A 23,294-nucleotide genomic window follows, 5' to 3' on the forward strand; every position below is an offset into this window, starting at 1 on the left:
TCTTTATATGACTTAGTAACACCTAAATGAAAATTTGTAAAATCTTTCAAAAGTGATGATGCCCAAATTCTTTTTGCTACAATATGTGATAGGAAATCAAGATCAAAATCAGCGCCATATAAAATGCGTGACCATTTTATAACCTGTACGGTACAATAAGAAGGTAAACTGATGGAAATATGTTTCAATTTTAATGTAGAAAGGTGTGAACCGTATGGAGCAAAAAGAGAAAAAAGGAAATGAACTTTTCAGCTGGATTAAATCCATTGTATTTGCTCTCGTTCTTGTTTATATCATTAAAACTTTTTTCTTCGCGCCTTATATGGTTGAAGGAGCTTCAATGTCTCCAACGTTGCATAATCACGATAAACTTTATGTCAATAAAATCATATACTCCGTAACCGAACCCAAAGTGGGTGACATTGTCATCATAAAGGGTGATGACAAGCGTTATGTTAAACGTGTAATCGGTATAGAAGGAGATACGATCCAGGTAAAGAAAGATAAGCTCTTGGTTAATGGAAAACCCATGAAAGAACCGTATTTAAACCAGAATAAAAGGCAGGCAAGAAGCCTTGGGGTTTATTTAACAGAAGACTTTGGCCCGATAAAAATCCCTAAAGGAAAATGCTTTGTCATGGGAGACAACAGGCTAAACAGCATGGATTCCCGAAATGGCCTCGGTCTAATTAATATTGATTCGATTGAAGGGAAATCCGAAGTGGTCATCTATCCATTCAAGGACATCCGAAAAGTAGATTAAGAATGAAAAACCTGACCTGACCGGCCAGGTTTTGTTTTATATAGGAGGAAAGCTTATGGAAAACCGGGTAAGATGCAGATGGAGTATGGATAGCGAAATCTTGTCTGCCTATCACGATGAAGAGTGGGGAGTTCCTGTCACGGAGGATGAGAAGTTATTTGAGTGCCTCACTCTTGAAATGTTTCAAGCAGGGCTGAGCTGGAGGACGATCCTTCATAAACGCGAAAACTTCAGAGCAGCTTTTGCCCATTTTAATATTCGGCAGGTCAAGGCAATGACAGAAGAGGACATCAAGAAGTTAATGAATAACGAGGGAATCGTCAGGCACAGAAGAAAAATTGAGGCAACGATTGAAAATGCAAAGCGGTGCGATGAACTTATCAAGGAGTACGGGGGATTGAATGCATTCTTTCAACAGCTGCCCGAGGATCCGCTGGAAAAACAGAAAATACTTAAACGAACGTTTAAACACTTCGGGCTGACCACGGCGGAAAGCTTTCTTATGGCGACAGGAATGATGCCCACACAGCATGAGGAAGGATGTTACCTCCACCAGCAGGCCTGACGCCTGCGGCAATACAAACAGAACCACCTCCACTGACATACTGTAACAGTGGAGGTGGATCAAATGGCGTATCAGATCTTTATTTCTGTAGGTAAAAAAAGAATGGCAGTTACTCGAAACGGCAGAACCATTAGGCGATATCCCATTGCAGTGGGGAAGATGCTTTCCCCTACGCCTGTGGGAGCGTATACAATTATTAATAAGCAGCCTGATCCCGGCGGTCCGTTTGGACTCATGTGGATGGGGCTTTCCGCCCCGCATTATGGCATCCATGGCACCAATAACCCAGCGTCCATTGGGAAAAACGTTTCCAAAGGATGCATTCGAATGTTCAATAAAGATGTGCTTGAACTAGCCGCAATGGTTCCACTTGGAACGAAGGTTTATATTGGGAGATAACAAAGGATATTGAAGACAAATGAAACTTTATTTAAACTCTAACCGTATTCGTTCTTGGATTATCGTCATGAGCGACAAGCTTTACTGAGTTAGTTCTAGGATTGTCATCATGAGCGACAAATTTCACTAAACTTGCTCTAGGATTGTCATCATGAGCCACAATTTTTACAGAGCTAGCTCTCGGATTATCATCGTGAGCCACGGGTCTTGGGTTATCATCATGAAGAAATACCGTACCTCCTAATGCTAAAACACCAGTTAATAGTAATGTTACTCCTAATTTTTTCATAAAAACTCCTCCATTTAATAAATGTTCTTTCTTGAATTATTAGCGATTCTATAATATTGACTGGCTTTTTTATATTGAGAATGTTCAAAATACCAATCTGCAAGCAATTCGGAGTAAGAAGAAACATATTCCCATATATTCTTTTTTTCGAAAAATGGAATGGCCTCTTTACTCATAAAAACTTCAAAATCCGGTGAGTGCAATTCTTCAAGTTTGTAGGATGTAATTTTCAAATGATAGTAAAGCTCTTCATTTTTTTCTCGATCAACTTCTTCAAAACCTTGGTCAATCCATTTTTTAGCTTCTTTTTTATTGTTTAAGTTTAAGTATTCTTGAGCTAATAAAAATGACGTGCTCGCTCTTCTTTCAGGAGCACCTTTGTCTTTATGCTGTAAACTTTTTTTGAAAAAATCGATTGCTTTTAAATGTTCTTTACTGCAGGAAGCGACGTATCCTAAGTTATGGTAGATTACTCCTGAGGCAAAATGATCGTTAAAAGGAATTGAATACTTCAAAGCTTGATTGAGGTGAAATTCAGCTTCAACATAATTATTTGCTCGCCTAAAGCTTACACCAATGAGTATTTGGCAATCGGCACTTCTGGAAAAATTGTATTCCTTGTCAAATATGGTGAGTGCCTTATACGCATATGCATTAACAGTACTGATTCGCATAAGGTAACTGTAATTAAGCGCAAGAAAATAATAGAGTACCGCGAGTTCTATTTCTTGAATACTGGTATCCATTTTATTTATATTTTCAGCTTTGTGAAAATAGTGAGAGGCTGTTTTGTAATTCCCAATTATATTAAAATATAAGCCTTGGCACATTAAATAATAAAATTTCAATTCACTGCTTAATTGCTCAACAAGTTTATCGACTTTCTTTAGATAGCCTAGCGCCAATTCTGCATCAGCTGGTTGTTTTGTCAGATGATATCTTGCTAAAAATAATTCATGGCGTAAAAGAATCTGAGGGTCATGAATCATTTTTATTTTTTCTGTTACTTGTATATATAGTTTCTCCGCCTCATCAAACCGGCGGTTCACCATCGTCATATTCCACTCATTGAGCATTTCCAGGATCTCGTTGCTGTCCACTTCCCCGGACGAAATACCCAGCCGGTCGCATAGGAGATTAATGACCTCTTCGCTGGACTTTGCATCCCCTTTTTCAATCTTGCTTAAATAGGACACTGAACAGATTCCCTGAGCCAGTTCTTCCTGGGTTAGGCCTTTGGTTTTTCTATAATATCTTATTCTCTGACCGACCATGTAATCCCCCTTTCCGAACTTGGGAAAATTGTCATGCAAACCCCCCACTAATCAAGTACCAATACTACTACTTTTCCCAATACATACCCACAGAAATGTCTGGTAAGATAAATATAACAGATAATAATTGCTTTTTGCTAGATTTACCAATTAAAAAATAATTACCAAACTTGTCCGGATGGTAAGAAAGTTGTACCGGCCATTTAGAAATGGAGGAGAACATAATGGCAAAAATGTTTTCAATAACAGCAAACGAATCAGACATCAAGGAACTGCTATATGTCTCGAATGATCCAGATACAGCCGGGAACCCTTCCACACTGCATTGGAATGATTCACAAACATATACGGATGTTTATAAAGATGACCATAAAAACTACTGGGTGAGTCAGGTTGAAGGAACAAAGTCAAAACGCCATACCATCTATACCCATAACCTTAATAGTAAGAAACGCCTTTGTCACACGGTGAACGGACGCCCCAACTTCTACGAATTTGACGACAGTGTGGTGGTGGCCTGTGAGGGAGATGGGTCCAAAGGCTCTATCCTGATCTTCTCCAAGGATGAACTCCAGCTTTTGAAGGAGTGGAAAGTGAACGGGTACCTGTGGGAAGTGGAAAAGAATAACGGTACACTTTATGTTTCCTGTTACATTGTAGAGGAAGATCAGGCTGTCCTCTACGTCATCAAGGGAAATAAGAAAAAAAGAGTAAATCTTGGAAAAAACATGGCACCGACCGATATTCTCTGTATTGGGGAAGAAGTTTATATTTCTGCTGCGCCCATTTTAAATGGAGATCCGAAGAAAATCATCGTGCTCAACAATAAGGAAAAGGTGGTCAGGGAGTATCCGCTTAGCATTTCTCCCCGTGCTTTATACCATGTGGAAAATGAAATCATGGTGTACGAACTTGATCTGGCAACAGGTAAATCGGAAAAGATCGTTTATGTGGATCTTAACACTGGGCAGCAGATCACACATACCATACCAAACTCTCAAGTGGTGGAATGCACGAGTTCCTCGCTCTCCCTCCTGCAGCAGGACAGCAAAACCCTGTTTACCTGGGACCACTGCAACCGAAAAATTGTAGGCAGCAAAAAAATCTCATAAATAAAAACAAGATAATCCTGCTGGCGCTGCCAGCAGGATTTTTACGTAGGTGGACGAACACATAGTTATATAGAAGAAAGACAAAAAATCAGTGAGCGTTTCAGGAAGTGCTTCATAGGGGAAATTTGTGAGTAATCGCAGTTTCTTTATAGAAAAAGATCGTTCAGTCTTCATTGAAGTTGATTGTAGTGGAAGGGACGAAACAGCCCTAAGAAAACCTGTTATTGGAGGAAATACGATGAGCCAATCTATTCGTAAAGGAACAGCTGGCGATTTTCAAAATATGAAAGAACTTGTGGGAAACACGGAAAAAATCATGGATGAATGGTCCAGGGAGCAATGGAGCTCCTCACTGCAGCGCGAGGATGTAGAGGTGTTTGTGGCTGAGGAAGAGGGAGCCCTACACGGCTATGCGGTTGTGAGACTGAGCAAAAAAGATCCGGTGTCGCTTACGGAAAGGCCGACGGCGGCCATCACGCATTTATGTGCGCCTTCATGTGAAAGTCAGCTCCGTCAGCAATTGGTTCAGAAATGCCTGAGCTGGGCAAAACAAAAAGGAGCAGCCGATTTTTCGCTGTAGGGTCAGTAGGGTCATGTTTAGAAAGGAAGAGATTGAATGAACCATCGTTTCTTGGAAAACTGGAAATGGTATGAAATAGAAACCATTGATCACAAAGCAGAACACATCAAAAAGATGGTTCATAGACTGCCGGATTGTACAAAGTGGCTGGAAACCATTGATAGGCAAGATACCAACTATCTTCGCATCGAAAATTATGGAAATGAGCCGGCTCTTCATGGTTGTCTGATTTATGAAAAAGAAGAAGAGGAATTTGATCACGACTTTTTCCATTTTTATATCACCCGGTCGTATTTTGTAACGGTGGGCCTGGATATCGTACGGCTCGACCGAACCAACAAAAAGGATATGATCGGACAGATGCATCAATGCAAAAATGCAGTTGAAGGTTTTTTTATCCTCCTGGGGGAAGTGCTTAATAATTATTTGGATGGTATCGACCATTTTGAATACAAGCTGAGGGAACTGCAGTATGATTTGAAACAAAATAACAGCCATAACCTTATGGACCGCATTTATGATCTGCGCCAGGAACTGTTGATTTGGACCGATTTAACGATACCAGTGGAAGAAATCAAGCTTGCGGCAGAGGAAGCCTTTCTCGATGAAATTACCGAAACGACAGAGTACAGGCGGACAAGCGTCAGAATCGAGCGGACGCAGAATCTCATCATGCACTACCAGCATGATATTGACACCATGCTTAAGCTGGAGGAAGTGCTTTCTTCACACCGCGGAAATGAAATTATGAAAACACTGACCGTTATGACCGTCATTTTCACACCAGGCATGATGCTTGGCTCGATCTGGGGAATGAACTTCCGAAATATGCCTGAACTCGACTGGAAGTCAGGTTACGCGATTGCCCTGGGTCTTATTGGCCTTTCAATCGTGAGCATTTATATCTGGCTGAGAATGAAGGGGTGGACCGGCGACTTGCTAAAAAGCCGCAGCCGAAAGAGCCGTTTTAAATAAACCAATAAAAATTTGCCGCTAATCTCTTGTTAATAAAGAAGAGTTTGCCGTTTTTTGTCGAATGTTAACATGTTATGAAAAAATAACTCGAAAACTATTCGCCTGACCATTAATAGTGTAAGGTTTAGTTCGAACCTTTTAGTTAGGTAGTAGTTTAAAGACGGGAGTTGTTAGCGGCAAATGAAGAAACTTTTCCACACCATTTTATCCCTCTGCTTTCTTTCAGCAATGCTGGCGCCGGTTTCCACGGTGTTTGCTGAACAGGATAAAGCGCCCCTCGTAAAAAGTCAGAGCGCCATTTTAATTGACCAAAAAACAGGAAATGTCCTTTATAATAAGAAGGATAATAAAAAAATGTACCCAGCGAGCATTACCAAGATCGTTACAGCCATCCTTGCCATTGATTCCGGCAAAATGGGTGAAACGGTGACGGTGAGCAAAAATGCAACATTGGCAGAAGGGACCCGCGTTTATTTAAACGAGGGAGAACAGATGCCATTGCGAAAACTTGTTGAAGGGATGATGGTGAACTCAGGGAATGATGCAGCGATTGCCATTGCAGAATACCTGGCTGGAGATGTACCTTCATTTGCCGACAAAATGAATGAATTCGCCAAGATGGCCGGAGCCAGGCACACCCATTTTGTGACGCCGAACGGTCTGTTTGATCCGAATCATTATACGACGGCCGAAGACATGGCAAAGATCACACAATATGCCATGAAAAACAGCGAATTTCGAAGGATTGTAAAAATAAAGGATTTACCATGGCATGTGAAGGGATGGGATACGACACTCGTGAACCATCATCGTCTGCTATGGGATTATCCGGGAACCACCGGTGTGAAGAACGGGTATGTGAACAAGTCAAAGCACACGCTGGTAACTTCGGTTTCCAGGGATGGCATGGATTTTATTGCGGTAGTGTTAAAAGCTCCGACCTCAAAGGCCGCATACGACGATACGACTTCCTTATTTGATTACGGCTTCAGCCATTTTCAAAGGCAGACCCTTTCCAAAGGCACCCTTATTGAAGGTCCGGCCGGGAAGAAACACGTTCTGAAGGAAAACATTCAAGTCACACTGCCGGTCGGTGAAAATGCGAGTAAAAATGTATCGGCATCCGGTGAGCTGACTCTGAAAAACAGTGCGGGAGACTCACTGGCTGCAGTTCAGCTGTTCCAGCCGAGTCCGAAAAAGGAAGCCAGTCAAGTGGCTGCACATTCTTCCGGAGAAGGGGAGGGCTCGAAAATCGCCCTCCAGTTAACAACAAGAACCGCAGTGTTCTTTTACAGCGGGTTTCTTATGCTTGCTGCATTAATGGTAATGGTCCGAATGAGAAACAAAAAACGCAGAGCATTGGCGCGTATGAGACGGTACGAAAAGAATTACACCTTTATCAAATAAGACAGATTGGGGATTTTTATGGATATTAACACCAAAGTAAGGATATTAGTGGTCACTCTTTTTATCTTGCTGATGATGACGGCCATTTTATCCTTAGTCTGATTGGGACAAGGGAAGTACGGAAGAAGAGAGGCAGAGTCCTCTCTTTTTTTGCGGATAATGATTCTCATATTTTTCCTTGTTTGTGTAAGTCGTGGAAAAGGATGGCTGCTATTCCCTGTTTTTGTTATACTTGGACGAATGTTATAGGGAAAGAGACACGTTTTTCTATAAATTGGGAAGGGAAAACGAGCGCTCTGGTTGAAATTTATAGCAAATGATAACTAACTCAAGAAATGGGGTATAAGATGTATATTGTCCATTCAACATTTGATGTACCGGCAGAAAAAGCGGAAGAAGTTATTAATATATACAGAAATAGATCCCGTCTCGTGGATGGGGCAGAGGGATTTCAGGACTTCCTGCTGCTTCAGAACGAAAAAAGGACCGGGGAAATTACCGTTCAATTAACCTTTGACACAAAGGAGCATTATCTCGAATGGGTGAGAAGCCAGCAATTCAAGGATATTCATGACATGGAGAAGAAGTACCCTGACCAGGAACTCGCGGCCATCATTCCCGCGGTTAAACAATACAAGGTGGTAGCTACATGACACAATTTCCAGTAGATGATATTGTTAATAAGGTAGTCATACAGATGTACGAAGATTATCCCGATCTCCAGGAACGTTACGGAGACAAGGGAAAGAAAAAAGCCATCGAAGATAATTATCACCATATGAAGCATTTGGAGACCGCATACGAATTGAAGAATCCGGTCTTTTTTTCCGATTATGCCATCTGGCTTAATGGTATTCTTGAAAAGTTCGGTATGACGGCCGATCTTTTAATTTATAATTTTGATGAAATTGACAAAATTTTAGCCGAAATGCCTGATGACGATAGGATTTCAGCTTATCGTTCTTATTTGGAAGAAGGAATAAAGGTATTAAAAGAAAAGGCATAAAGGGGGGATTGCGGTGCAACAACATTCACCGCAGAAATTCGCAGAGTTTCTTTTGAATGGAGATCAGCAGCGTGCGATCGAACTTTTGCGCCAGATTGCTGAGCACACCCCAAGATACAGGCTGTATAATGAGCTGTTGACACCGGCTATGCGTTATATTGGTGAATTGTGGGAAAGAAATGATATAACGGTGGCAGAAGAGCACTTGGCTACTGCCGTGTGCGACTTTGTCCTCGCCCAGTATCATTACAGTCCGGGCAACAGCGCAGTGGGCCGTCACAGTGTAAACCATAAAGCGATGTTTTCATGCCTGGAAGGGGAACAGCATGCCCTGGGGCTAAAAATGGTTTCCGGATTATTTGAAGAGAAAGGCTGGCAGTCCCGGTTTATGGGGGCAGATCTGCCGCTTGAATATACAGTGGATACGGCAAGAAAATGGATGCCGGATGTGATTGGGCTTTCCGTGTCCATTGCCTATAACCTCCCTAATCTGAAAACGTATGTGGAAGCATTGGAGAATTTGAATTATGGTCCCACTGTCGTGGTCGGCGGCCGCTTGGCAGAAAAGTATGATCTCAGACCTTACTGTTCCGATAAAACAGTGATTATAAAAGATGTGGAGGAGCTTCACAGCTGGCTGAGTGTGTATAGTACAGGAGAGAAGCAAAATGCCCGTTACTGATTATGTATTACCGGTTCCATATTTTAAAATTAATTCCGATTTCCAAATCCTTAATTTTTCAAAACAGGCGGAAGCCCTTTTTATGGTTGCTGAGAAATTCACCTCCATGGTGGACGAGGAAAGTGTGGCAAAACTGGAAAATTTCCTCCAGACCCCGAATGTGGCACAGCCTATGGAGGTCAGCTTAAAAACAAAGAACCATCCGCTGGAGCTTTTTGATCTCTATATTTCATGGGATCATTACTTGAACGGCCATTTGGTCTGCATAAAAAAGAACGATCAAAACAAAAATCTTGAAAACATGGTCTACCGTTTGCAAAACAGATTGTCGAGCACGGATTTTGAGCTCTTTGAAAAAAAGGAAGAGCTTGAACGGGCGATGGAGGAGATTGACAGGCTGTCAGGTCCTTTTATTTCGCTGTCGGATGAAGTGGCTCTAATCCCAATGTTTGGAGACATCACTCCCCGTAAAATTAATTCAATCAGGGAAAATACGCTGAAAAATGCGTACCGCCAGGATCTGGATACCATCCTTTTTGATTTTACCGGTGTGGGTTCCATCACGCTTGAAGGGCTGGAACAGATGGAGAGTTTGTTCAGGGCACTTTCCTATATGGGAGGCATCGAATCTGTGATTGTCGGTGTAAAGCCCGAGCACGCCAGGCAAATGCATGAGCTGAATTCAGAGGTGGAATTTTCTTTCTTGTCCACGATTCAGGAAGCAATGAAAAAATATTTATAATAAAAGACACCGAAGCATAAGGCTTGGTGTCTTTTTTGCTGTTATCTCCTTCTTGGAACAAACGCCATTAAGAGCGGGGCAAGGGCTGCGCCTGCAATGAGTCCGAACAAGTGGCCAAGGATATTGATGCCGGGCGTTGTGAAGGTGGCAATCAGGCTGAAAATCAGAACGACAATAAGAATCTGTTTATTTGCACGCCCTAAATATTCCTTTCGGGCATACAGGATATACAGATAGATGCCGAACAGTCCGAAGATGGCGCCGGACGCCCCGATGTGGGCATAGTTCAGGGGAAGAAGAAAATAGGTAGCGATATCGGCGATAATGCCTGCACCCAGATAGCCAATGATAAATTTCACTTTTCCAAGTATACCTTCGAGCGCGGGACCGAAAATTACAAGGGAAAAAGTGTTGAACAGCACATGGCTGAGACTGACGTGAGTAATAATCGGGGTGAACAGCCGCCAGTACTCTCCCTGCGAAATGTAATAATTCGATCCGGTAAAGTAATAATAAATAAAATCTGCCTGCGGCCCGAGGTTAGCCAGCAGGAAAACGATTAAATGAATGGCCGTTATTATTGATATGACCGGATACAGCCTCAGGAACGTTTTAAAATTTTCCTCTCGTACGAACAACCAGCATCACCACCTGAATGTAGTATATTAATCATAGCATAACGGTAATACAAATAAGTAATACCATGCCGGAAAGGAATTTACCGATGATTATAGGAACAGGAATCGATATTGTTGAAATCATAAGAATCCAGGAAGTATGCCGTAAGCAGCACCGCTTTCCCGCAAGGATCCTCACGGAGAGGGAGCTCGCTGTGTTTGAGAAGCTGACCGGCAGGCGGCAGGCGGAATTTATGGCCGGCCGGTTTGCCGCTAAAGAAGCGTATGCGAAAGCCATCGGCACAGGGATCGGCAAGCATCTGTCCTGGCAGGATATCGAAATTTCGAAAAATGATAATGGAAAGCCCTTTATTGCGGCAGAGCCGGATACGATCGTTCATCTTTCTATTTCCCATTCCAAAGAATTTGCGGTAGCCCAGGTTATTATGGAAACCGCTCTGTAAGTTTGCTTGCTTGTCAAGCTAGTCTGCATAATGTCCCTTTTGTCCACATATAGTGTAATGCGGTGGGGAGGGACATCCTGGTGGCGTCGGACACAGCGGTGATCCTCCTTTGTAAAATAAAGGGCAAAGGGGATAAAAACAATGACGAAGAGACTGTCATTATCCTTGATGGCGCTTCTTTTCATATTCGGATTGGCGGGCTGTGGAGCAAAAAGCCAGGAAGATGTTGTAGCGTCACTGGATAAGAAAATGGAAGAAATGACGGGTTATAAAGCAGACGCCGTCATGACGCTGAATACCGGCGAAAAACCGATACAGTACGAGCTTGAGGTGTGGCACAAGAAACCGAACTTTTACCGGGTGAACCTGAAGAACGCCAAAAAGGACCAGAGCCAGATGATCCTGAGAAACAAAGAGGGTGTATTTGTATTAACGCCGGCGCTGAATAAAAGTTTCAGATTTCAGAGTGATTGGCCGGAAAATAACAGCCAGGTGTATTTGTTTGAGTCACTGGCTGCCGATATATTAAATGATACAGACCGCGGGTTTAAGGCGAAAGAAAACTCGTATGTTTTCCATACCAAAACGAACTATCAAAACAAAAACCTGTACCAGCAGGAAATTGTCTTAAATAAAGACCTCGATCCGAACTCGGTCCGGGTAATGGATAAGGATGCCAAAGAATTGGTCAAACTGGAGTTCAAAAACGTGAAGTTCAATGCCAAGTTCGATAAAGGCGCCTTTGATATGGAAACGAACATGACAGGCGCCCAGCTGGAGCTCCCGGCAATGAGCCAGGCCGGTGAGCCCAAAAAAGAAATGGAAGTTCTGTATCCTCAATATATGGGCCCTGGGAATACTGAATTGACGAATGAGAAAGAAGTTATGGCCGACGGTGAAAAACAAGTGGTTCTGAGCTACACGGATGAAAAGAAACATTCGTTTACATTAATTGAACGAAAAAATGCAGCGGTAGAGACAGTTGCCGCCAAAAGAGAGCGACTGACAATGCCGGGCGGAGAACCGGTGGACCTCGGTTTCACAGTGGGGGCAATGAATGACAAATCGATTTCCTGGACGTATAAAGGCACAGATTTCTTTTTAGCCTCCAACTCCTTGAATCAGGAAGAACTTATGGCCATCGCCCGTTCTGTTTCTGCGCAAGGGTCAAAATAAAAAAGTGAGCGGCTGATTCCTTAAATGGTGAATCAGCCTTTTTTATTCTGGATTTGCTCTTACGGAATTGCCGGGGATGTTGTAGAATAACGAATAGACCAATTGTTAAAATGAAATGATACAGATAGATGGGACGGATAGGTTTGGATACTGGAGAGTTTTATAGAGATACCTGGGCAGAGATCGATTTGTCCTGCATCGAAGAAAATATCCGCTCGTTCCGGCACCTGCTGCCGGACACTACCGAGATCATGGCGGTTGTCAAAGCCAATGGCTATGGACATGGAGCGCTGCCGGTGGCGAAAACAGCGCTCGAGGCAGGGGCGACCTATCTTGCCGTGGCGCTTTTAGATGAAGCGGTGGCACTGAGGAAACACGGAATCGAAGCACCCATTCTTGTATTGGGCAGAACGCGGCCGGAAGATGCAGGTATTGCTGCAAAGTACAGGGTTGCGCTTACTGTGTTTCAGGCATCCTGGGTGAGTGAAGCGTCAAGCCACCTTCAGGATGGCCAGCAAATACCCCTTCACCTGAAAGTCGATACCGGCATGGGGCGGATCGGAACACGAGATAAAGAGGAAACTCAGGAACTTGTTCGAACAATAGAAAAGTCTCCGCATCTCGAGCTCGAAGGAGTATTTACGCACTTTGCCACAGCGGATGAACTGGAATCTCCACTGGTGGAGCAGCAATTCGAACGGTTTTCCGAAAGCCTTGCCTGGCTCAAGGAAACGGGAGCTGCTCCACGGTACATCCATTGCGGGAACAGTGCGGCAAGCCTCCGCTTTCCGGAGCAAATCTTCAATATTGCAAGAATCGGAATCTCGATGTACGGACTTGCGCCTTCGGGCGAACTCAAGAATGTATTGCCCATTCCGTTGAAAGAGGCGTTTGCGTTAAATACACGGCTGGTTCATGTGAAAAAAGTGCAGCCGGGAGATACGGTAAGCTACGGTGCCACCTATACGGCCAAAGAGGAAGAGTGGATCGGCACTCTCCCGATTGGATACGCCGACGGCTGGCAGAGGCGCTATGCAAATCAGGGCCATGCGATTGCAGGCGGAGTCAAGGTTCCGTTTGTGGGCAGAATCTGCATGGATCAATGTATGGTGCGCCTGCCGTATGAAATGAAGGTTGGCGACCCTGTCACCCTGATCGGGGAACAGGGGAGTGAAAAGATATCCATGGATGATGTAGCCGTGCAAAATGATACGATAAACTACGAAATTCCATGTTTAATTACATCACGCGTACCCCGCATTTATAAGAAATCGGGTCGAATTTTAGAAAAAGTGAATGTAATTTTAAATTTTTAGCAGAATATTAGCAGGACTATTAAAAAACATGAAGAATACTTTACTCTGAAATCGTTTTGCAAACCGATAGGTGAAATGGTAAGATTAATGTGGTTAAGAATGATCGTAGCATATCGCAGAAGCTGTGCTCTGGAGGTGTAGGTGTGTCCGAATTGGCAAACACAAAGAGGATCGTTATCAGTCTTCCTCAACAAATTATCAATGAAATTGACCGGATGATTAAGAATGAGAATTTGGACCGAAGCGAATTTATCCATCAGGCAACAAAGATGTATATTCGCGAAAAGAAGAAACGTCATATTCGTGAATCTATGAGACAAGGTTATATGGAGATGGCAAAAATCAATCTGAACATTGCTTCAGAAGCCTTTCTTTTAGAGGAGGAAGCTGAAATTACCGTAGACCGCTTAGTTAGCGGGGTGTAGGCCCTTGATCGTAAAACGCGGAGACGTTTACTTTGCAGACCTTTCCCCGGTTGTTGGCTCAGAACAAGGGGGCATCAGACCTGTTCTAATTATTCAAAACGATATCGGTAACCGATTTAGTCCTACAGTTATTGTTGCAGCAATCACAGCACAAATCCAAAAGGCAAAGCTGCCGACGCATGTAGAGATCAATGCGAAAAAGTACGGGTTCGAACGGGATTCCGTTATCTTGCTGGAGCAAATTCGAACAATTGATAAACAAAGGCTAACTGACAAAATTACGCATCTGGACGATGAAATGATGCGTCGCGTTGATGAAGCGTTACAAATCAGTCTTGGTCTTATTGACTTTTAAAACTGCCGTTTTCTTCTGGGGAATTGGCAGTTTTTTCAATGGAAATAACTTTCCTGAGTGATAGGAACAGGAAATTCGGTTTACGAGCGAACTATATAGCAGATGAACGACAAAGCAAAAGATTGCAAGAATGAATGAGAAGTGGAATAATGAAAGTAGTGTACCGACGTAAGGGGGTATAGAATTTGAATGCGGCCATCATCGATATGATCCTGAATAAGCGCATGGAAATAGATGGGTTGTGGTCTGAAGAAATCGCTGACTACAAATCGACAAACCGAGCCATCACACCCTATATGCGAGAACAGTTGAACAACGAATTTTTGTCACTCCTGTTTAACCATATCAGCCAGGGTGATATTTCTGCGGACGGGACATTGGAACGTTTTTTTGATAAAGTTTTGCGTGCTAATATGCCGCTTGAATATTTAACACAAGGGCTGCAATCTTTTCGCCGTATAGTTTTGGAGATCATCACTGAAGAAGATATTCAAAAAGATGCGGCTTTTGAAACATATAGGGAAGTGGACCGCTGGATGGATCCCATTCTGAATTCAGTGGTTGAAAATTCATCCCGGCTTTGGGAACGCACCGTTTCCATTCAAAAGTCTGCGTTGCTGGAGTTATCAGCACCGCTTATTCCGGTCTTTCAGCATATTAGCGTAATGCCGCTGATCGGAACCATAGACACAGAACGAGCGAAATTAATAATGGAGAACCTTCTGGAAGGTGTGATTCAATACCGTTCACAGGTGGTTCTTATAGATATAACCGGTGTGCCCGTTGTTGATACAATGGTCGCCCACCACATCATTCAAGCCGCAGATGCGGTCAGGCTGCTGGGATCTACCTGCATTCTTGTCGGTATCCGGCCGGAAATTGCGCAAACGATTGTAAGCCTGGGGATAGACCTCAGCCTTTTCCCTACGAAAAGCACGCTGCAAAAAGGGATGGCGAAAGCTCTGGAAATTACAAACCAACAAATTGTTAATGAAAAATAGGGAGTGGGGAAAATGAGAATTCCTATTTTGAAGCTGCATGAGTATCTCCTTATTACCATTCAGGTAGAGCTCGATGATCAGACCGCTCTGCAGTTTCAAGAAGACTTGCTAAATAAAATACATGACACCGGTGCTAAGGGTGTAGTAATTGACCTGACCTCTGTAGACATGATTGACTCCTTTATTGCAAAAGTACTGGGGGACGTTGTCCGCATGTCAAAACTGATGGGAGCGCAAGTGGTATTAACCGGTATCCAGCCCGCAGTAGCAATTACTTTGATCGACCTGGGGATTTCAATGAGAGAGGTTCCGACCGCTCTTGACCTGGAACAAGGGCTTGATAAATTGCAGCTGGAACTGGAGGGATGAGCATGGACATCCAATCCTGTGTAGAAGTTTGCAATGAATGGGATATCGTGAGTGCAAGGCAATTGGGAAGAAATATGGCAAAAGAACTCGGATTTGGCAATGTAGACCAGGCTCGTATCACTACTGCGATTTCAGAGTTAGCCCGTAACATTTATTTATATGCAGGAAGCGGAAAGATCTGCCTTGAGCCCGTGGAACAGATGGGACGAAAAGGCCTCCGCATTATTGCTGTGGACAATGGCCCGGGAATAAGGGATATTCGTAAAGTAATGGAAGACGGATATACAACTTCAGGCGGACTTGGAGCCGGACTGCCGGGGGTAAAGCGTTTAATGGACGAGTTTACCATTGATTCCACAATTAACAGCGGAACTGAAATCCTTGCGACGAAGTGGCTTCGTTAGGAGGTATTAAATGAACGACCGAGACTTAATTATAGATAGATATAAGGATTTACTGACCACCTATCTTAACGGGAAAAACGAGACAGCCCTGTACAAAGGGCAGCAGTTCAGCCGAAAGCTGATTGAGCAGCAGATCTCGCCTGAAGATGTGGTCAGCCATCATATAAATGTACTGAATGAAGTATTTCCTGAGATGACTGAAGAAATGAAGGACGCATTTGATTTTCTTTTGGAGGTCATGATCGGGTATGGGTTTGCGTATCGCGAACATCAGAGCCTGAGGACCCGCCAGCGCCAGCTGGAATCGGAAATTGAAGTGGCGGCAAGCATGCAGCAGACACTTTTAATCAGTGATGTGCCGACGGTGGATTCTCTTGACATTGGTGTCAAAAGCGTTCCAGCCAAGAAAATGAACGGGGACTATTTTAACTTTGTAAAGGATGACAAGTCCATAAGTGTGGCGGTAGCGGATATTATCGGGAAGGGAATTCCTGCCGCGCTGTGCATGTCGATGATTAAATACGCGATGGACAGTCTTCCGGAGCAAAGGATGCAGCCTAATCTCCTTCTTGAAAATCTGAATAGAGTCGTTGAACAGAACGTGCACCCGAACATGTTTATAACCATGCTTTATGGGCTTTATGACACTGATGTCCATAAATTCTTCTATGCCGGGGCCGGACACGAGCCCGGCTTTTTTTATAAAGCAGAGACGGATGAATTTGAGGACATGTTTGCCAAGGGCCTTGTACTGGGTGTATCAAGAACGACCAAATACAAAGAATATGAAAAGCAGCTCGACCAGGGAGATATGATTATTCTTCTTTCCGATGGGGTCACAGAGTGCAGAACAAGCAAAGGGTTCATTGAACGGGACGAAATTGTCGCCCTTATCCGTGAACATATGCACAAACCGGTCCAGGAAATCGTGGATTCGGTATTCACTGAGCTTGAGCGGCTTCAGGAATTTGAGTTAAGAGACGACTTTACCCTGATTATTCTAAAAAGAATGGTTTAAACTTATTCAAAAACGGGTAATTAGTGTTATGGGTTTATGATAATATCGTGGGGGGAAAAAAATGAACTTGCAAATTAGTCATGAAGAAACGAATAAAGTCCATTATCTAACATTATCTGGAGAAGTAGACGCGTACACCGCACCAAAACTTAAAGAGATGCTCGTTCCTCTGACTGAGGAAAAAAATACCCAGATCGTGATTGACCTGTCTAACATTGATTATATGGATAGTACAGGGCTCGGCATTTTTGTGGGAGCATTGAAGTCCACGAAGAAAAACGACGGGACGTTAAAGCTGCGCGGAATGACCGAGAGAGTTAAGCGTTTGTTTGAAATTACCGGCCTTACTGAGGTCATGGACATAGACAATGAGGTAAAGGGGGAGGCCAGATGAGTAATAAAGCCTCTGATTTTATCGAAATGACGGTGCCTGCCAAAACCGACTATGTCGGAGTGGTACGTCTTACGATTTCTGGTATTGCGAACAGGATGGGATTTGCGTTTGACGAGATTGAGGATATAAAAATCGCTGTCTCAGAGGCCTGTACCAATGTTGTGAATCATGCCTATACAGATTCGGAAAAAGGACAGATCCGCATTGGATGCGGAGTGTATGATAACCGATTGGAAATTATGGTTGTGGACCACGGCAAGAGCTTTGATTATGATGATGTGAATAAATCACTCGGACCTGTAGAAGGGAAATCCGTAGAACAATTGAATGAAGGAGGTCTGGGCCTCTTCCTAATTGAGTCATTGATGGACAAAGTGGAAATCAGCGGTGAAGCGGGTGTGATCGTAATGATGACGAAGTATCTTCACAGAGATGAGGTGGAGGAAAATGTCGACAGGACCTCACCAGCACCTACACAATAATAAAGAAGAAGTCTATAAATGGATTCACGAGTTACAGAACGATCCGAAGAACGAAATATTGCAAACGAAACTCGTACATCAATATGAAGATCTCGTTCACTCGCTAGCGCGAAAATTTTCCAAGGGGAAAAGTATTCATGACGATTTGGTCCAGGTGGGAATGATCGGCCTGCTCGCTGCACTGCGAAGGTACGATGCCGACTTTGGACGTTCGTTTGAATCATTTGCTGTCCCTACCATCATTGGTGAAATTAAACGGTTTATCCGTGATAAAACCTGGAGTGTCCATGTACCGAGACGAATTAAGGAACTTGGACCACGAATTAAAAAAGCTGTAGAAGAGCTGACGAATGACCTTCAGCGCTCTCCGAAAATCCAGGAAATTGCCGATTACCTGGAGGTTACGGAGGAAGAAGTGCTGGAAACGATGGAAATGGGTAAGAGTTACCAGGCCCTTTCCGTAGACAGTTCCATTGAAGCAGATCAGGAAGGCAGCACAGTGACCCTGCTCGATCTTGTGGGTACACAGGATGCCGGCTATGATCAAATTGATAAAAGAATGCTCCTGCAGAAAGCATTTGCCGTTCTTTCTGAAAGAGAGCAAGAAATATTAAAATGCACGTATTTTGAGAATTTGAGCCAGAAAGAAACAGGAGAGCGCTTGGATATTTCTCAAATGCATGTCTCACGGCTGCAAAGAAGAGCACTTGAAAAGCTTCGTGAAGCGATTCGGGTGGAACCATCGGAGGCTTTAAAATGATCCAGGATTATTCCTATGACAAAATCGCCGTCTCCTCTTTCCAAAAGCCTAAAAACGGTAATGCGTTATGTGGAGACAGTTTTTATGTCACGGAAACCCGTGATTATTTTATTTGTGCGGTAGCTGACGGGTTGGGGAGCGGAGGTTTAGCAAGAAATGCTTCCCAGGCGGCAGTTATCGCTGTAGAGAAGAACCATCAATTAGAGGTTGAGGAAATCATGAGCGTATGCAATGAACAGCTCAAAGGAACCAGGGGAGCTGTACTTTCCATTTTTAAAATTGATTTCAACCAGCGCATCGTCAAGTATGCCGGAGTGGGAAACATCCGCTTTATGATGGCGGGAGAAGACCGCAAATTAATCTATCCTCTCCCAACGGTTGGATTTCTTTCCGGAAAGCCGCAGAAGTTCCGGGTACAGCAATTTCCATTTGATGATCAGACTGCATTTATCATCTATTCAGATGGAATGGAAATTCATACGCAAAGCCGCTCCATTCTCACTAATATGGTATCGCCCCGGGAATCCGCAGCTTACCTGGGCAATCTCTCTCAAAAATTAATTGATGATGCTACCTGCCTCGTAGGAAAAGTGTCGCATGCATAAGCATATTGGAGGTCATCAGCCTCTCTGCCGGGTTGCCTCGGCTTTTTTTTATGTCTTCACAAATACACGATAAAGCGCTCTTCCGGGGGTGCTTTTTTATATGGAATTCCTGCAGCAATTTTCGTTAAAACATTCGGAAAGTGTTAAACTAAGTGGGTATACCCGTAATTGTTACGGATTTGAAAGGGGTACTTCTATTGGAAAAAACAATAGAGAACGATCAAGGATTCTTGGAAATTGCCAAAGAACTGGGGATTAAACAAAAACAAGTGGCAAGCGTCATCGGGTTGTTGAAGGACGGCAACACGGTGCCTTTTATTGCCAGGTATCGCAAGGAATTGACAGGCGGCCTGGATGAAGTTCAAATCAAAGATATTATGGATGGATGGCAATACGCAGAAAATTTAAAGGAACGAAAAGAAGAAGTTCTCCGGCTGATTGGTGAGCAGGGTAAGCTGACTGATGAATTGTCGGGCGCTATTTCAAGTGCTAAAAAACTGCAGGAAATTGAAGATCTTTATCGTCCCTACAAACAAAAAAGAAGAACCCGTGCGACAGTAGCCAAGGAAAAGGGACTTGAGCCGCTGGCACAATGGCTCATGAGCCAACCGTGGCAAGGGGATGTTATGACAAAGGCCGGCGAGTTCCTGTCCGAGGAAAAAGAGGTACATACACCTGAAGAGGCACTAGCCGGAGCCCAGGATATTCTTGCCGAGCAGATTTCTGATGATGCGGCTATTCGAGCGTGGATTCGGGAGCTTACGTTTAAGGAAGGGCAGCTGCAAACCTCCTTAAAGAAAAACGGAGAAGACGAAAAAAAGGTGTATGAAATGTATTATGAGTACAGTGAGCCGGTCGGAAAAATCGTGCCTCACCGTATCCTTGCCATCAACCGTGGTGAAAAAGAAGACGTACTCAAGGTGGAAGTGGAGGCACCGGCTGAAAGAATTATTCAGCGGCTGAACCGCACGGTCATCAAAAAAGCGGAGTCTCCTGCAGCCCCATATCTCCAAGCGGCGATTGAGGATAGCTATCGCAGGCTGATCGCTTCCTCAATTGAGCGTGACATCCGGAACGAATTGACGGATAAGGGTGAGGAACAGGCGATTCACATCTTTTCTGAAAACCTGAGAAACCTGCTTCTTCAATCCCCTTTAAAGGGCAGGATGGTGCTGGGAGTGGATCCTGCCTTCCGAACCGGCTGCAAACTTGGTGTGGTGGATGAGACGGGCAAAATGCTCCATATTCAAACCATTTATCCTACACCGCCAAGATCAGAAGTTCAAAAGTCTGGAGCAGTGGTCAAAGAGCTGATCAAAAAGTACCGCATCAATGTGATCGCCATTGGAAACGGAACAGCTTCACGGGAGACGGAGCAGTTTATTGTTGATACCATTAAAGAGCTGGACGAGCCGGTTTCCTATATTATCGTTAACGAAGCAGGAGCCAGTGTGTATTCCGCTTCAGGAATCGCCAGGGAAGAGTTTCCTGATCTTCAGGTGGAAGAGCGGAGTGCTATCTCCATTGCGCGCAGGCTGCAGGATCCGCTCGCTGAACTGGTGAAAATCGATCCGAAATCCGTCGGTGTCGGGCAGTATCAGCATGATGTATCACAGAAGCGCTTGAACGAGTCCCTGACCTTTGTGGTGGAAACAGCGGTAAACCAGGTAGGTGTTAACGTAAATACAGCATCTTCTTCCCTGCTTCAGTATGTAGCTGGCTTGTCCAAGACGGTCGCGCAAAATATTGTAAAAGCCAGAGAGGAAAAAGGAAAGTTTGAAAAACGCGAAGAACTGAAGAAGATCCCGCGTCTCGGTGCGAAAACGTATGAGCAGTGTATCGGATTCTTAAGAATACCGGACGGGAAGAATCCGCTAGACCAAACGGCCATTCACCCGGAGAGCTATAAAGAAACGCTGCTTCTTTTAAAAGAAATGAACAGTGAAGTTGCAGAGATCGGCACAGACAGCCTGAAAGAAAAATTGAAAACGATCGATGTGCAAGCGATGGCAGGACAACTCGATATCGGGGTGCCCACTCTTCATGACATCGTGGACGGGCTGCTTCGTCCAAACCGGGACGTGCGGGAAGAACTTTCAAAGCCCCTGCTGAAAACCGATGTCCTTAAGCTGGAAGACCTTAAACAGGGAATGGAGCTCGAAGGAACTGTGCGAAATGTCGTTGACTTCGGCGCTTTTGTGGATATTGGCGTGAAACAGGACGGTCTTGTTCATATATCGAAACTGGCCAAGCGCTTTGTGAAACACCCTATGGATGTGGTCAGCGTCGGGCAGGTGGTGACAGTATGGGTGGATAGCGTGGATCTCAATAAAGGAAGAGTGGCTCTTACCATGCTGCCTCCGGAGGCGCAGTGATGTTGGTGCGGTCAGCACCAGCCGTCAGGGAAGATGCTTGCTTTCAGGATTGCTATTTCTTTGGTTATAAAAAAACCAGCATTGATTTAACAACCGGATTTGATAACGGTCTTTTTGAAGATAAGCTTTTCTGAGTTGTTTCTTAAACCATGTGGGCATAGACAAAACCTCCACGTATTCAAGCGTGATTTAGTCTATGTCTCATGGCTTGTTGATGTGACCAACTTTTTGTTCTATAGAAGGAGAAAGGATAGGAAAGGAAATGACACAAAGGGAACTTCAAATGCTCGTCGAGCAGATATCAAACGATTATTTTCATAAGCCCTTCCGGCATATTGTTCGTTTCAACGGCCGTTTGCGGACAACCGGCGGCCGGTATTTACTCAGGTCCCATGACATTGAGATCAATCCAAAGCAAATGACACAGTTTGGAATGCAGGCATTGGTGGGTATCATAAAGCATGAACTGTGCCATTACCACCTTCATATTGAAGGAAGGGGATACCAGCACAAGGATCCCGAGTTTAAACAGCTGCTGAAAAAAGTGGGCGGCCTGAGATATTGCGAAGTCCTGCCCGGAGCAAGGACAACTCTTGCTTATAAATACCTCTATATATGCAAAGAATGTAAGCAGCAATACAAGCGAAAGCGCCGAATTGACACAAGGAGATATGTGTGCGGAAAATGCCGCGGGAAATTGTTTTTAAAAAGTGGTGAGAAAAGTGTTGACTAGGTGTTCTGATATGTGTTAGATTAATAAAGTCGCTGAAAGACATCTTGCTCTTTACATAAACGAAATAAATGAAAAAAGCAGTTGACTTTTTGAGAAAAAGAAAGTATGATATTAAATGTCTCAAAAATACATTCCACAGTAGCTCAGTGGTAGAGCTATCGGCTGTTAACCGATCGGTCGTAGGTTCGAGTCCTACCTGTGGAGCCATACAGAGAAGTACCCAAGTGGCTCAAGGGGCTCCCCTGCTAAGGGAGTAGGTCGCTAACGCGGCGCGAGGGTTCGAATCCCTTCTTCTCTGCCAGTTTTTGTCGGCCCGTTGGTCAAGCGGTTAAGACACCGCCCTTTCACGGCGGTAACACGGGTTCGAATCCCGTACGGGTCACCAAGTTCTTTTCTTCGAAAAGAACCAAGTATTTTTATTGCTTTTTCGAAAGAAAAGGACAAGCTGTTTTAACTTAAAGTGGGCTCGTGGTGTAGCGGTTAACATGCCTGCCTGTCACGCAGGAGATCGCCGGTTCGATCCCGGTCGGGCCCGCCATTTTAATTAAAACCAACATTTAAATAAGAAATACATCATGATTATTGGGCTATAGCCAAGTGGTAAGGCAACGGACTTTGACTCCGTCACTCGTAGGTTCGAATCCTGCTAGCCCAGCCATCTTCATGAGCCATTAGCTCAGTTGGTAGAGCATCTGACTTTTAATCAGAGGGTCGAAGGTTCGAGTCCTTCATGGCTCACCATTTATTTTCACACCATGCGGGTGTGGCGGAATTGGCAGACGCGCTAGACTTAGGATCTAGTGTCTTATGACGTGGGGGTTCGAGTCCCTTCACCCGCACCATTTTTTCTAAAATGTACTTAACAATAACTTTAACTGCTTTGCGGTCGTGGCGGAATGGCAGACGCGCTAGCTTGAGGGGCTAGTGGGGGCAACCCCGTGGAGGTTCGAGTCCTCTCGACCGCACCAATAGCTTCTCAATATAAAATAAACACATTAAAAGATAA

Annotated in this window: 30 protein-coding genes and 8 tRNA genes; 34 read left to right on the forward strand and 4 right to left on the reverse strand. The window is 44.1% G+C overall.

Annotation, left to right across the window (positions count from 1 at the left end; translation table 11 throughout):
• The first annotated feature begins 214 nt into the window (after nt 1-214).
• The 3 genes from lepB to QYB97_RS22570 all read left to right on the forward strand — a co-directional run bounded on the left by lepB (nt 215) and on the right by QYB97_RS22570 (nt 1,727).
• Complete coding sequence (gene lepB, locus QYB97_RS22560; protein WP_301168262.1) at nt 215-763, forward strand: signal peptidase I; 549 nt, start codon at nt 215-217, stop codon at nt 761-763.
• 55 nt (nt 764-818) lie between these two features.
• Nucleotides 819-1,328, forward strand: a complete 510-nt coding sequence (locus tag QYB97_RS22565) for a DNA-3-methyladenine glycosylase I (RefSeq protein ID WP_301168263.1) — start codon at nt 819-821, stop codon at nt 1,326-1,328.
• A gap of 63 nt (nt 1,329-1,391) precedes the next feature.
• Nucleotides 1,392-1,727 carry a L,D-transpeptidase gene (locus QYB97_RS22570; protein ID WP_301168264.1) on the forward strand — a complete coding sequence of 112 codons (336 nt, stop codon included), beginning with the start codon at nt 1,392-1,394 and terminating at the stop codon, nt 1,725-1,727.
• A gap of 31 nt (nt 1,728-1,758) precedes the next feature.
• Here QYB97_RS22570 and QYB97_RS22575 read toward each other — a convergent pair whose 3' ends face one another.
• Both QYB97_RS22575 and QYB97_RS22580 read right to left on the reverse strand, forming a co-directional pair.
• Entirely contained in the window at nt 1,759-2,016 is a 258-nt protein-coding gene (locus QYB97_RS22575) for a hypothetical protein (RefSeq protein WP_301168265.1), read from the reverse strand.
• A 14-nt stretch (nt 2,017-2,030) separates the two neighbouring features.
• Nucleotides 2,031-3,290, reverse strand: a complete 1,260-nt coding sequence (locus QYB97_RS22580; RefSeq protein ID WP_301168266.1) for a helix-turn-helix domain-containing protein — start codon at nt 3,288-3,290, stop codon at nt 2,031-2,033.
• A 224-nt stretch (nt 3,291-3,514) separates the two neighbouring features.
• Here QYB97_RS22580 and QYB97_RS22585 point away from each other — a divergent pair, with 224 nt between their 5' ends.
• The 8 genes from QYB97_RS22585 to QYB97_RS22620 all read left to right on the forward strand — a co-directional run bounded on the left by QYB97_RS22585 (nt 3,515) and on the right by QYB97_RS22620 (nt 9,794).
• Nucleotides 3,515-4,402, forward strand: coding sequence for a hypothetical protein (locus tag QYB97_RS22585; protein WP_301168267.1), 888 nt, complete (start codon nt 3,515-3,517; stop codon nt 4,400-4,402).
• A 238-nt stretch (nt 4,403-4,640) separates the two neighbouring features.
• On the forward strand, nt 4,641-4,982 hold the full coding sequence (locus QYB97_RS22590; RefSeq protein WP_301168268.1) for a GNAT family N-acetyltransferase: 342 nt from the start codon (nt 4,641-4,643) through the stop codon (nt 4,980-4,982).
• 36 nt (nt 4,983-5,018) lie between these two features.
• Entirely contained in the window at nt 5,019-5,957 is a 939-nt protein-coding gene (locus QYB97_RS22595) for a magnesium transporter CorA family protein (protein WP_301168269.1), read from the forward strand.
• Nucleotides 5,958-6,137: 180 nt separating this feature from the next.
• Nucleotides 6,138-7,364 carry a D-alanyl-D-alanine carboxypeptidase family protein gene (locus QYB97_RS22600; protein ID WP_301168270.1) on the forward strand — a complete coding sequence of 409 codons (1,227 nt, stop codon included), beginning with the start codon at nt 6,138-6,140 and terminating at the stop codon, nt 7,362-7,364.
• 347 nt (nt 7,365-7,711) lie between these two features.
• Nucleotides 7,712-8,017, forward strand: coding sequence for an antibiotic biosynthesis monooxygenase family protein (locus tag QYB97_RS22605; protein ID WP_301168271.1), 306 nt, complete (start codon nt 7,712-7,714; stop codon nt 8,015-8,017).
• Nucleotides 8,014-8,370, forward strand: a complete 357-nt coding sequence (locus QYB97_RS22610; protein WP_301168272.1) for a hypothetical protein — start codon at nt 8,014-8,016, stop codon at nt 8,368-8,370. Before QYB97_RS22605 ends, QYB97_RS22610 begins: the two co-directional genes overlap by 4 nt.
• A gap of 13 nt (nt 8,371-8,383) precedes the next feature.
• Nucleotides 8,384-9,052 carry a cobalamin B12-binding domain-containing protein gene (locus tag QYB97_RS22615; protein WP_301168273.1) on the forward strand — a complete coding sequence of 223 codons (669 nt, stop codon included), beginning with the start codon at nt 8,384-8,386 and terminating at the stop codon, nt 9,050-9,052.
• Complete coding sequence (locus QYB97_RS22620) at nt 9,039-9,794, forward strand: STAS domain-containing protein (protein WP_301168274.1); 756 nt, start codon at nt 9,039-9,041, stop codon at nt 9,792-9,794. Before QYB97_RS22615 ends, QYB97_RS22620 begins: the two co-directional genes overlap by 14 nt.
• Nucleotides 9,795-9,835: 41 nt before the next feature.
• Here the strand turns inward: QYB97_RS22620 and QYB97_RS22625 are convergent, their stop codons facing one another.
• Nucleotides 9,836-10,432, reverse strand: a complete 597-nt coding sequence (locus QYB97_RS22625) for a rhomboid family intramembrane serine protease (RefSeq protein ID WP_301168275.1) — start codon at nt 10,430-10,432, stop codon at nt 9,836-9,838.
• 86 nt (nt 10,433-10,518) lie between these two features.
• On the opposite strand from QYB97_RS22625, the gene acpS reads away from it, so the two are divergent.
• From acpS to QYB97_RS22695, 14 genes are all read left to right on the forward strand, one after another.
• Complete coding sequence (acpS, locus tag QYB97_RS22630) at nt 10,519-10,875, forward strand: holo-ACP synthase (RefSeq protein ID WP_301168276.1); 357 nt, start codon at nt 10,519-10,521, stop codon at nt 10,873-10,875.
• A 141-nt stretch (nt 10,876-11,016) separates the two neighbouring features.
• The gene (locus QYB97_RS22635) at nt 11,017-12,051 is read left to right on the forward strand and encodes a LolA family protein (RefSeq protein ID WP_301168277.1); all 1,035 of its coding nucleotides are present in this window, start codon (nt 11,017-11,019) and stop codon (nt 12,049-12,051) included.
• 143 nt (nt 12,052-12,194) lie between these two features.
• The gene (gene alr / locus QYB97_RS22640) at nt 12,195-13,367 is read left to right on the forward strand and encodes an alanine racemase (protein ID WP_301168278.1); all 1,173 of its coding nucleotides are present in this window, start codon (nt 12,195-12,197) and stop codon (nt 13,365-13,367) included.
• A 143-nt stretch (nt 13,368-13,510) separates the two neighbouring features.
• Nucleotides 13,511-13,792 (forward strand): CopG family ribbon-helix-helix protein, encoded by a 282-nt coding sequence (locus QYB97_RS22645; protein ID WP_061975875.1) that lies wholly within the window; start codon nt 13,511-13,513, stop codon nt 13,790-13,792.
• A 4-nt stretch (nt 13,793-13,796) separates the two neighbouring features.
• Entirely contained in the window at nt 13,797-14,147 is a 351-nt protein-coding gene (gene ndoA / locus QYB97_RS22650; protein WP_007200228.1) for a type II toxin-antitoxin system endoribonuclease NdoA, read from the forward strand.
• Between the two features lie 185 nt (nt 14,148-14,332).
• Complete coding sequence (locus QYB97_RS22655; RefSeq protein WP_301168279.1) at nt 14,333-15,148, forward strand: STAS domain-containing protein; 816 nt, start codon at nt 14,333-14,335, stop codon at nt 15,146-15,148.
• A gap of 12 nt (nt 15,149-15,160) precedes the next feature.
• Nucleotides 15,161-15,517, forward strand: coding sequence for an STAS domain-containing protein (locus QYB97_RS22660; protein WP_061975879.1), 357 nt, complete (start codon nt 15,161-15,163; stop codon nt 15,515-15,517).
• A gap of 2 nt (nt 15,518-15,519) precedes the next feature.
• Entirely contained in the window at nt 15,520-15,921 is a 402-nt protein-coding gene (locus QYB97_RS22665) for an anti-sigma regulatory factor (RefSeq protein WP_301168280.1), read from the forward strand.
• Nucleotides 15,922-15,931: 10 nt separating this feature from the next.
• On the forward strand, nt 15,932-16,939 hold the full coding sequence (locus QYB97_RS22670) for a PP2C family protein-serine/threonine phosphatase (RefSeq protein WP_301168281.1): 1,008 nt from the start codon (nt 15,932-15,934) through the stop codon (nt 16,937-16,939).
• A gap of 61 nt (nt 16,940-17,000) precedes the next feature.
• On the forward strand, nt 17,001-17,333 hold the full coding sequence (locus QYB97_RS22675; RefSeq protein WP_301168282.1) for an STAS domain-containing protein: 333 nt from the start codon (nt 17,001-17,003) through the stop codon (nt 17,331-17,333).
• A complete protein-coding gene (gene rsbW, locus QYB97_RS22680; protein WP_301168283.1) occupies nt 17,330-17,815 on the forward strand; it encodes an anti-sigma B factor RsbW in 486 nt (161 codons plus the stop codon). The genes QYB97_RS22675 and rsbW overlap by 4 nt, the downstream gene beginning before the upstream one ends.
• Entirely contained in the window at nt 17,781-18,575 is a 795-nt protein-coding gene (sigB, locus tag QYB97_RS22685) for an RNA polymerase sigma factor SigB (protein ID WP_301168284.1), read from the forward strand. Before rsbW ends, sigB begins: the two co-directional genes overlap by 35 nt.
• Nucleotides 18,572-19,180 carry a PP2C family serine/threonine-protein phosphatase gene (locus QYB97_RS22690; protein WP_301168285.1) on the forward strand — a complete coding sequence of 203 codons (609 nt, stop codon included), beginning with the start codon at nt 18,572-18,574 and terminating at the stop codon, nt 19,178-19,180. The genes sigB and QYB97_RS22690 overlap by 4 nt, the downstream gene beginning before the upstream one ends.
• Before the next feature lie 197 nt (nt 19,181-19,377).
• Nucleotides 19,378-21,555, forward strand: a complete 2,178-nt coding sequence (locus QYB97_RS22695; protein WP_301168286.1) for a Tex family protein — start codon at nt 19,378-19,380, stop codon at nt 21,553-21,555.
• Between the two features lie 24 nt (nt 21,556-21,579).
• On the opposite strand, the gene cmpA is transcribed toward QYB97_RS22695, so the two are convergent.
• Entirely contained in the window at nt 21,580-21,714 is a 135-nt protein-coding gene (gene cmpA, locus QYB97_RS22700; protein ID WP_301168287.1) for a cortex morphogenetic protein CmpA, read from the reverse strand.
• 103 nt (nt 21,715-21,817) lie between these two features.
• On the opposite strand from cmpA, the gene QYB97_RS22705 reads away from it, so the two are divergent.
• The 9 genes from QYB97_RS22705 (at nt 21,818) to QYB97_RS22745 (ending at nt 23,256) form a co-directional block, all read left to right on the forward strand.
• Nucleotides 21,818-22,288 (forward strand): SprT family protein, encoded by a 471-nt coding sequence (locus QYB97_RS22705; RefSeq protein WP_301168288.1) that lies wholly within the window; start codon nt 21,818-21,820, stop codon nt 22,286-22,288.
• A gap of 132 nt (nt 22,289-22,420) precedes the next feature.
• Nucleotides 22,421-22,495, forward strand: a tRNA-Asn gene (locus QYB97_RS22710).
• Nucleotides 22,496-22,498: 3 nt separating this feature from the next.
• Nucleotides 22,499-22,589: transfer RNA gene (locus QYB97_RS22715), tRNA-Ser, on the forward strand.
• A 9-nt stretch (nt 22,590-22,598) separates the two neighbouring features.
• Nucleotides 22,599-22,673 (forward strand) — tRNA-Glu (locus tag QYB97_RS22720).
• 77 nt (nt 22,674-22,750) lie between these two features.
• Nucleotides 22,751-22,826: transfer RNA gene (locus tag QYB97_RS22725), tRNA-Asp, on the forward strand.
• 45 nt (nt 22,827-22,871) lie between these two features.
• Nucleotides 22,872-22,946, forward strand: a tRNA-Gln gene (locus QYB97_RS22730).
• Nucleotides 22,947-22,953: 7 nt separating this feature from the next.
• Nucleotides 22,954-23,029 (forward strand) — tRNA-Lys (locus QYB97_RS22735).
• Between the two features lie 16 nt (nt 23,030-23,045).
• Nucleotides 23,046-23,130, forward strand: a tRNA-Leu gene (locus QYB97_RS22740).
• Nucleotides 23,131-23,170: 40 nt separating this feature from the next.
• A tRNA-Leu gene (locus tag QYB97_RS22745) sits at nt 23,171-23,256 on the forward strand.
• Nucleotides 23,257-23,294 lie beyond the last annotated feature (38 nt).

This window comes from Fictibacillus fluitans (assembly GCF_030418125.1).
Lineage (GTDB): Bacteria > Bacillota > Bacilli > Bacillales > Fictibacillaceae > Fictibacillus_C > Fictibacillus_C fluitans.

Excerpts from the sequence above, each read along its gene's own strand:
- QYB97_RS22595 (WP_301168269.1), top strand. The coding sequence starts at position 5,019 with ATGAACCATCGTTTCTTGGAAAACTGGAAATGGTATGAAATAGAAACC.
- QYB97_RS22670 (WP_301168281.1), top strand. The coding sequence starts at position 15,932 with ATGAACGACCGAGACTTAATTATAGATAGATATAAGGATTTACTGACC.
- acpS (WP_301168276.1), top strand. The coding sequence starts at position 10,519 with ATGATTATAGGAACAGGAATCGATATTGTTGAAATCATAAGAATCCAG.
- QYB97_RS22665 (WP_301168280.1), top strand. The coding sequence starts at position 15,520 with ATGGACATCCAATCCTGTGTAGAAGTTTGCAATGAATGGGATATCGTG.
- QYB97_RS22600 (WP_301168270.1), top strand. The coding sequence starts at position 6,138 with ATGAAGAAACTTTTCCACACCATTTTATCCCTCTGCTTTCTTTCAGCA.
- QYB97_RS22675 (WP_301168282.1), top strand. The coding sequence starts at position 17,001 with ATGAACTTGCAAATTAGTCATGAAGAAACGAATAAAGTCCATTATCTA.
- QYB97_RS22570 (WP_301168264.1), top strand. The coding sequence starts at position 1,392 with ATGGCGTATCAGATCTTTATTTCTGTAGGTAAAAAAAGAATGGCAGTT.
- QYB97_RS22585 (WP_301168267.1), top strand. The coding sequence starts at position 3,515 with ATGGCAAAAATGTTTTCAATAACAGCAAACGAATCAGACATCAAGGAA.
- sigB (WP_301168284.1), top strand. The coding sequence starts at position 17,781 with ATGTCGACAGGACCTCACCAGCACCTACACAATAATAAAGAAGAAGTC.
- QYB97_RS22610 (WP_301168272.1), top strand. The coding sequence starts at position 8,014 with ATGACACAATTTCCAGTAGATGATATTGTTAATAAGGTAGTCATACAG.
- QYB97_RS22705 (WP_301168288.1), top strand. The coding sequence starts at position 21,818 with ATGACACAAAGGGAACTTCAAATGCTCGTCGAGCAGATATCAAACGAT.
- cmpA (WP_301168287.1), bottom strand. The coding sequence starts at position 21,714 with ATGCCCACATGGTTTAAGAAACAACTCAGAAAAGCTTATCTTCAAAAA.
- QYB97_RS22565 (WP_301168263.1), top strand. The coding sequence starts at position 819 with ATGGAAAACCGGGTAAGATGCAGATGGAGTATGGATAGCGAAATCTTG.
- QYB97_RS22580 (WP_301168266.1), bottom strand. The coding sequence starts at position 3,290 with ATGGTCGGTCAGAGAATAAGATATTATAGAAAAACCAAAGGCCTAACC.
- QYB97_RS22590 (WP_301168268.1), top strand. The coding sequence starts at position 4,641 with ATGAGCCAATCTATTCGTAAAGGAACAGCTGGCGATTTTCAAAATATG.
- QYB97_RS22635 (WP_301168277.1), top strand. The coding sequence starts at position 11,017 with ATGACGAAGAGACTGTCATTATCCTTGATGGCGCTTCTTTTCATATTC.
- lepB (WP_301168262.1), top strand. The coding sequence starts at position 215 with ATGGAGCAAAAAGAGAAAAAAGGAAATGAACTTTTCAGCTGGATTAAA.
- QYB97_RS22660 (WP_061975879.1), top strand. The coding sequence starts at position 15,161 with ATGAGAATTCCTATTTTGAAGCTGCATGAGTATCTCCTTATTACCATT.
- QYB97_RS22605 (WP_301168271.1), top strand. The coding sequence starts at position 7,712 with ATGTATATTGTCCATTCAACATTTGATGTACCGGCAGAAAAAGCGGAA.
- rsbW (WP_301168283.1), top strand. The coding sequence starts at position 17,330 with ATGAGTAATAAAGCCTCTGATTTTATCGAAATGACGGTGCCTGCCAAA.
- QYB97_RS22620 (WP_301168274.1), top strand. The coding sequence starts at position 9,039 with ATGCCCGTTACTGATTATGTATTACCGGTTCCATATTTTAAAATTAAT.
- QYB97_RS22690 (WP_301168285.1), top strand. The coding sequence starts at position 18,572 with ATGATCCAGGATTATTCCTATGACAAAATCGCCGTCTCCTCTTTCCAA.
- QYB97_RS22575 (WP_301168265.1), bottom strand. The coding sequence starts at position 2,016 with ATGAAAAAATTAGGAGTAACATTACTATTAACTGGTGTTTTAGCATTA.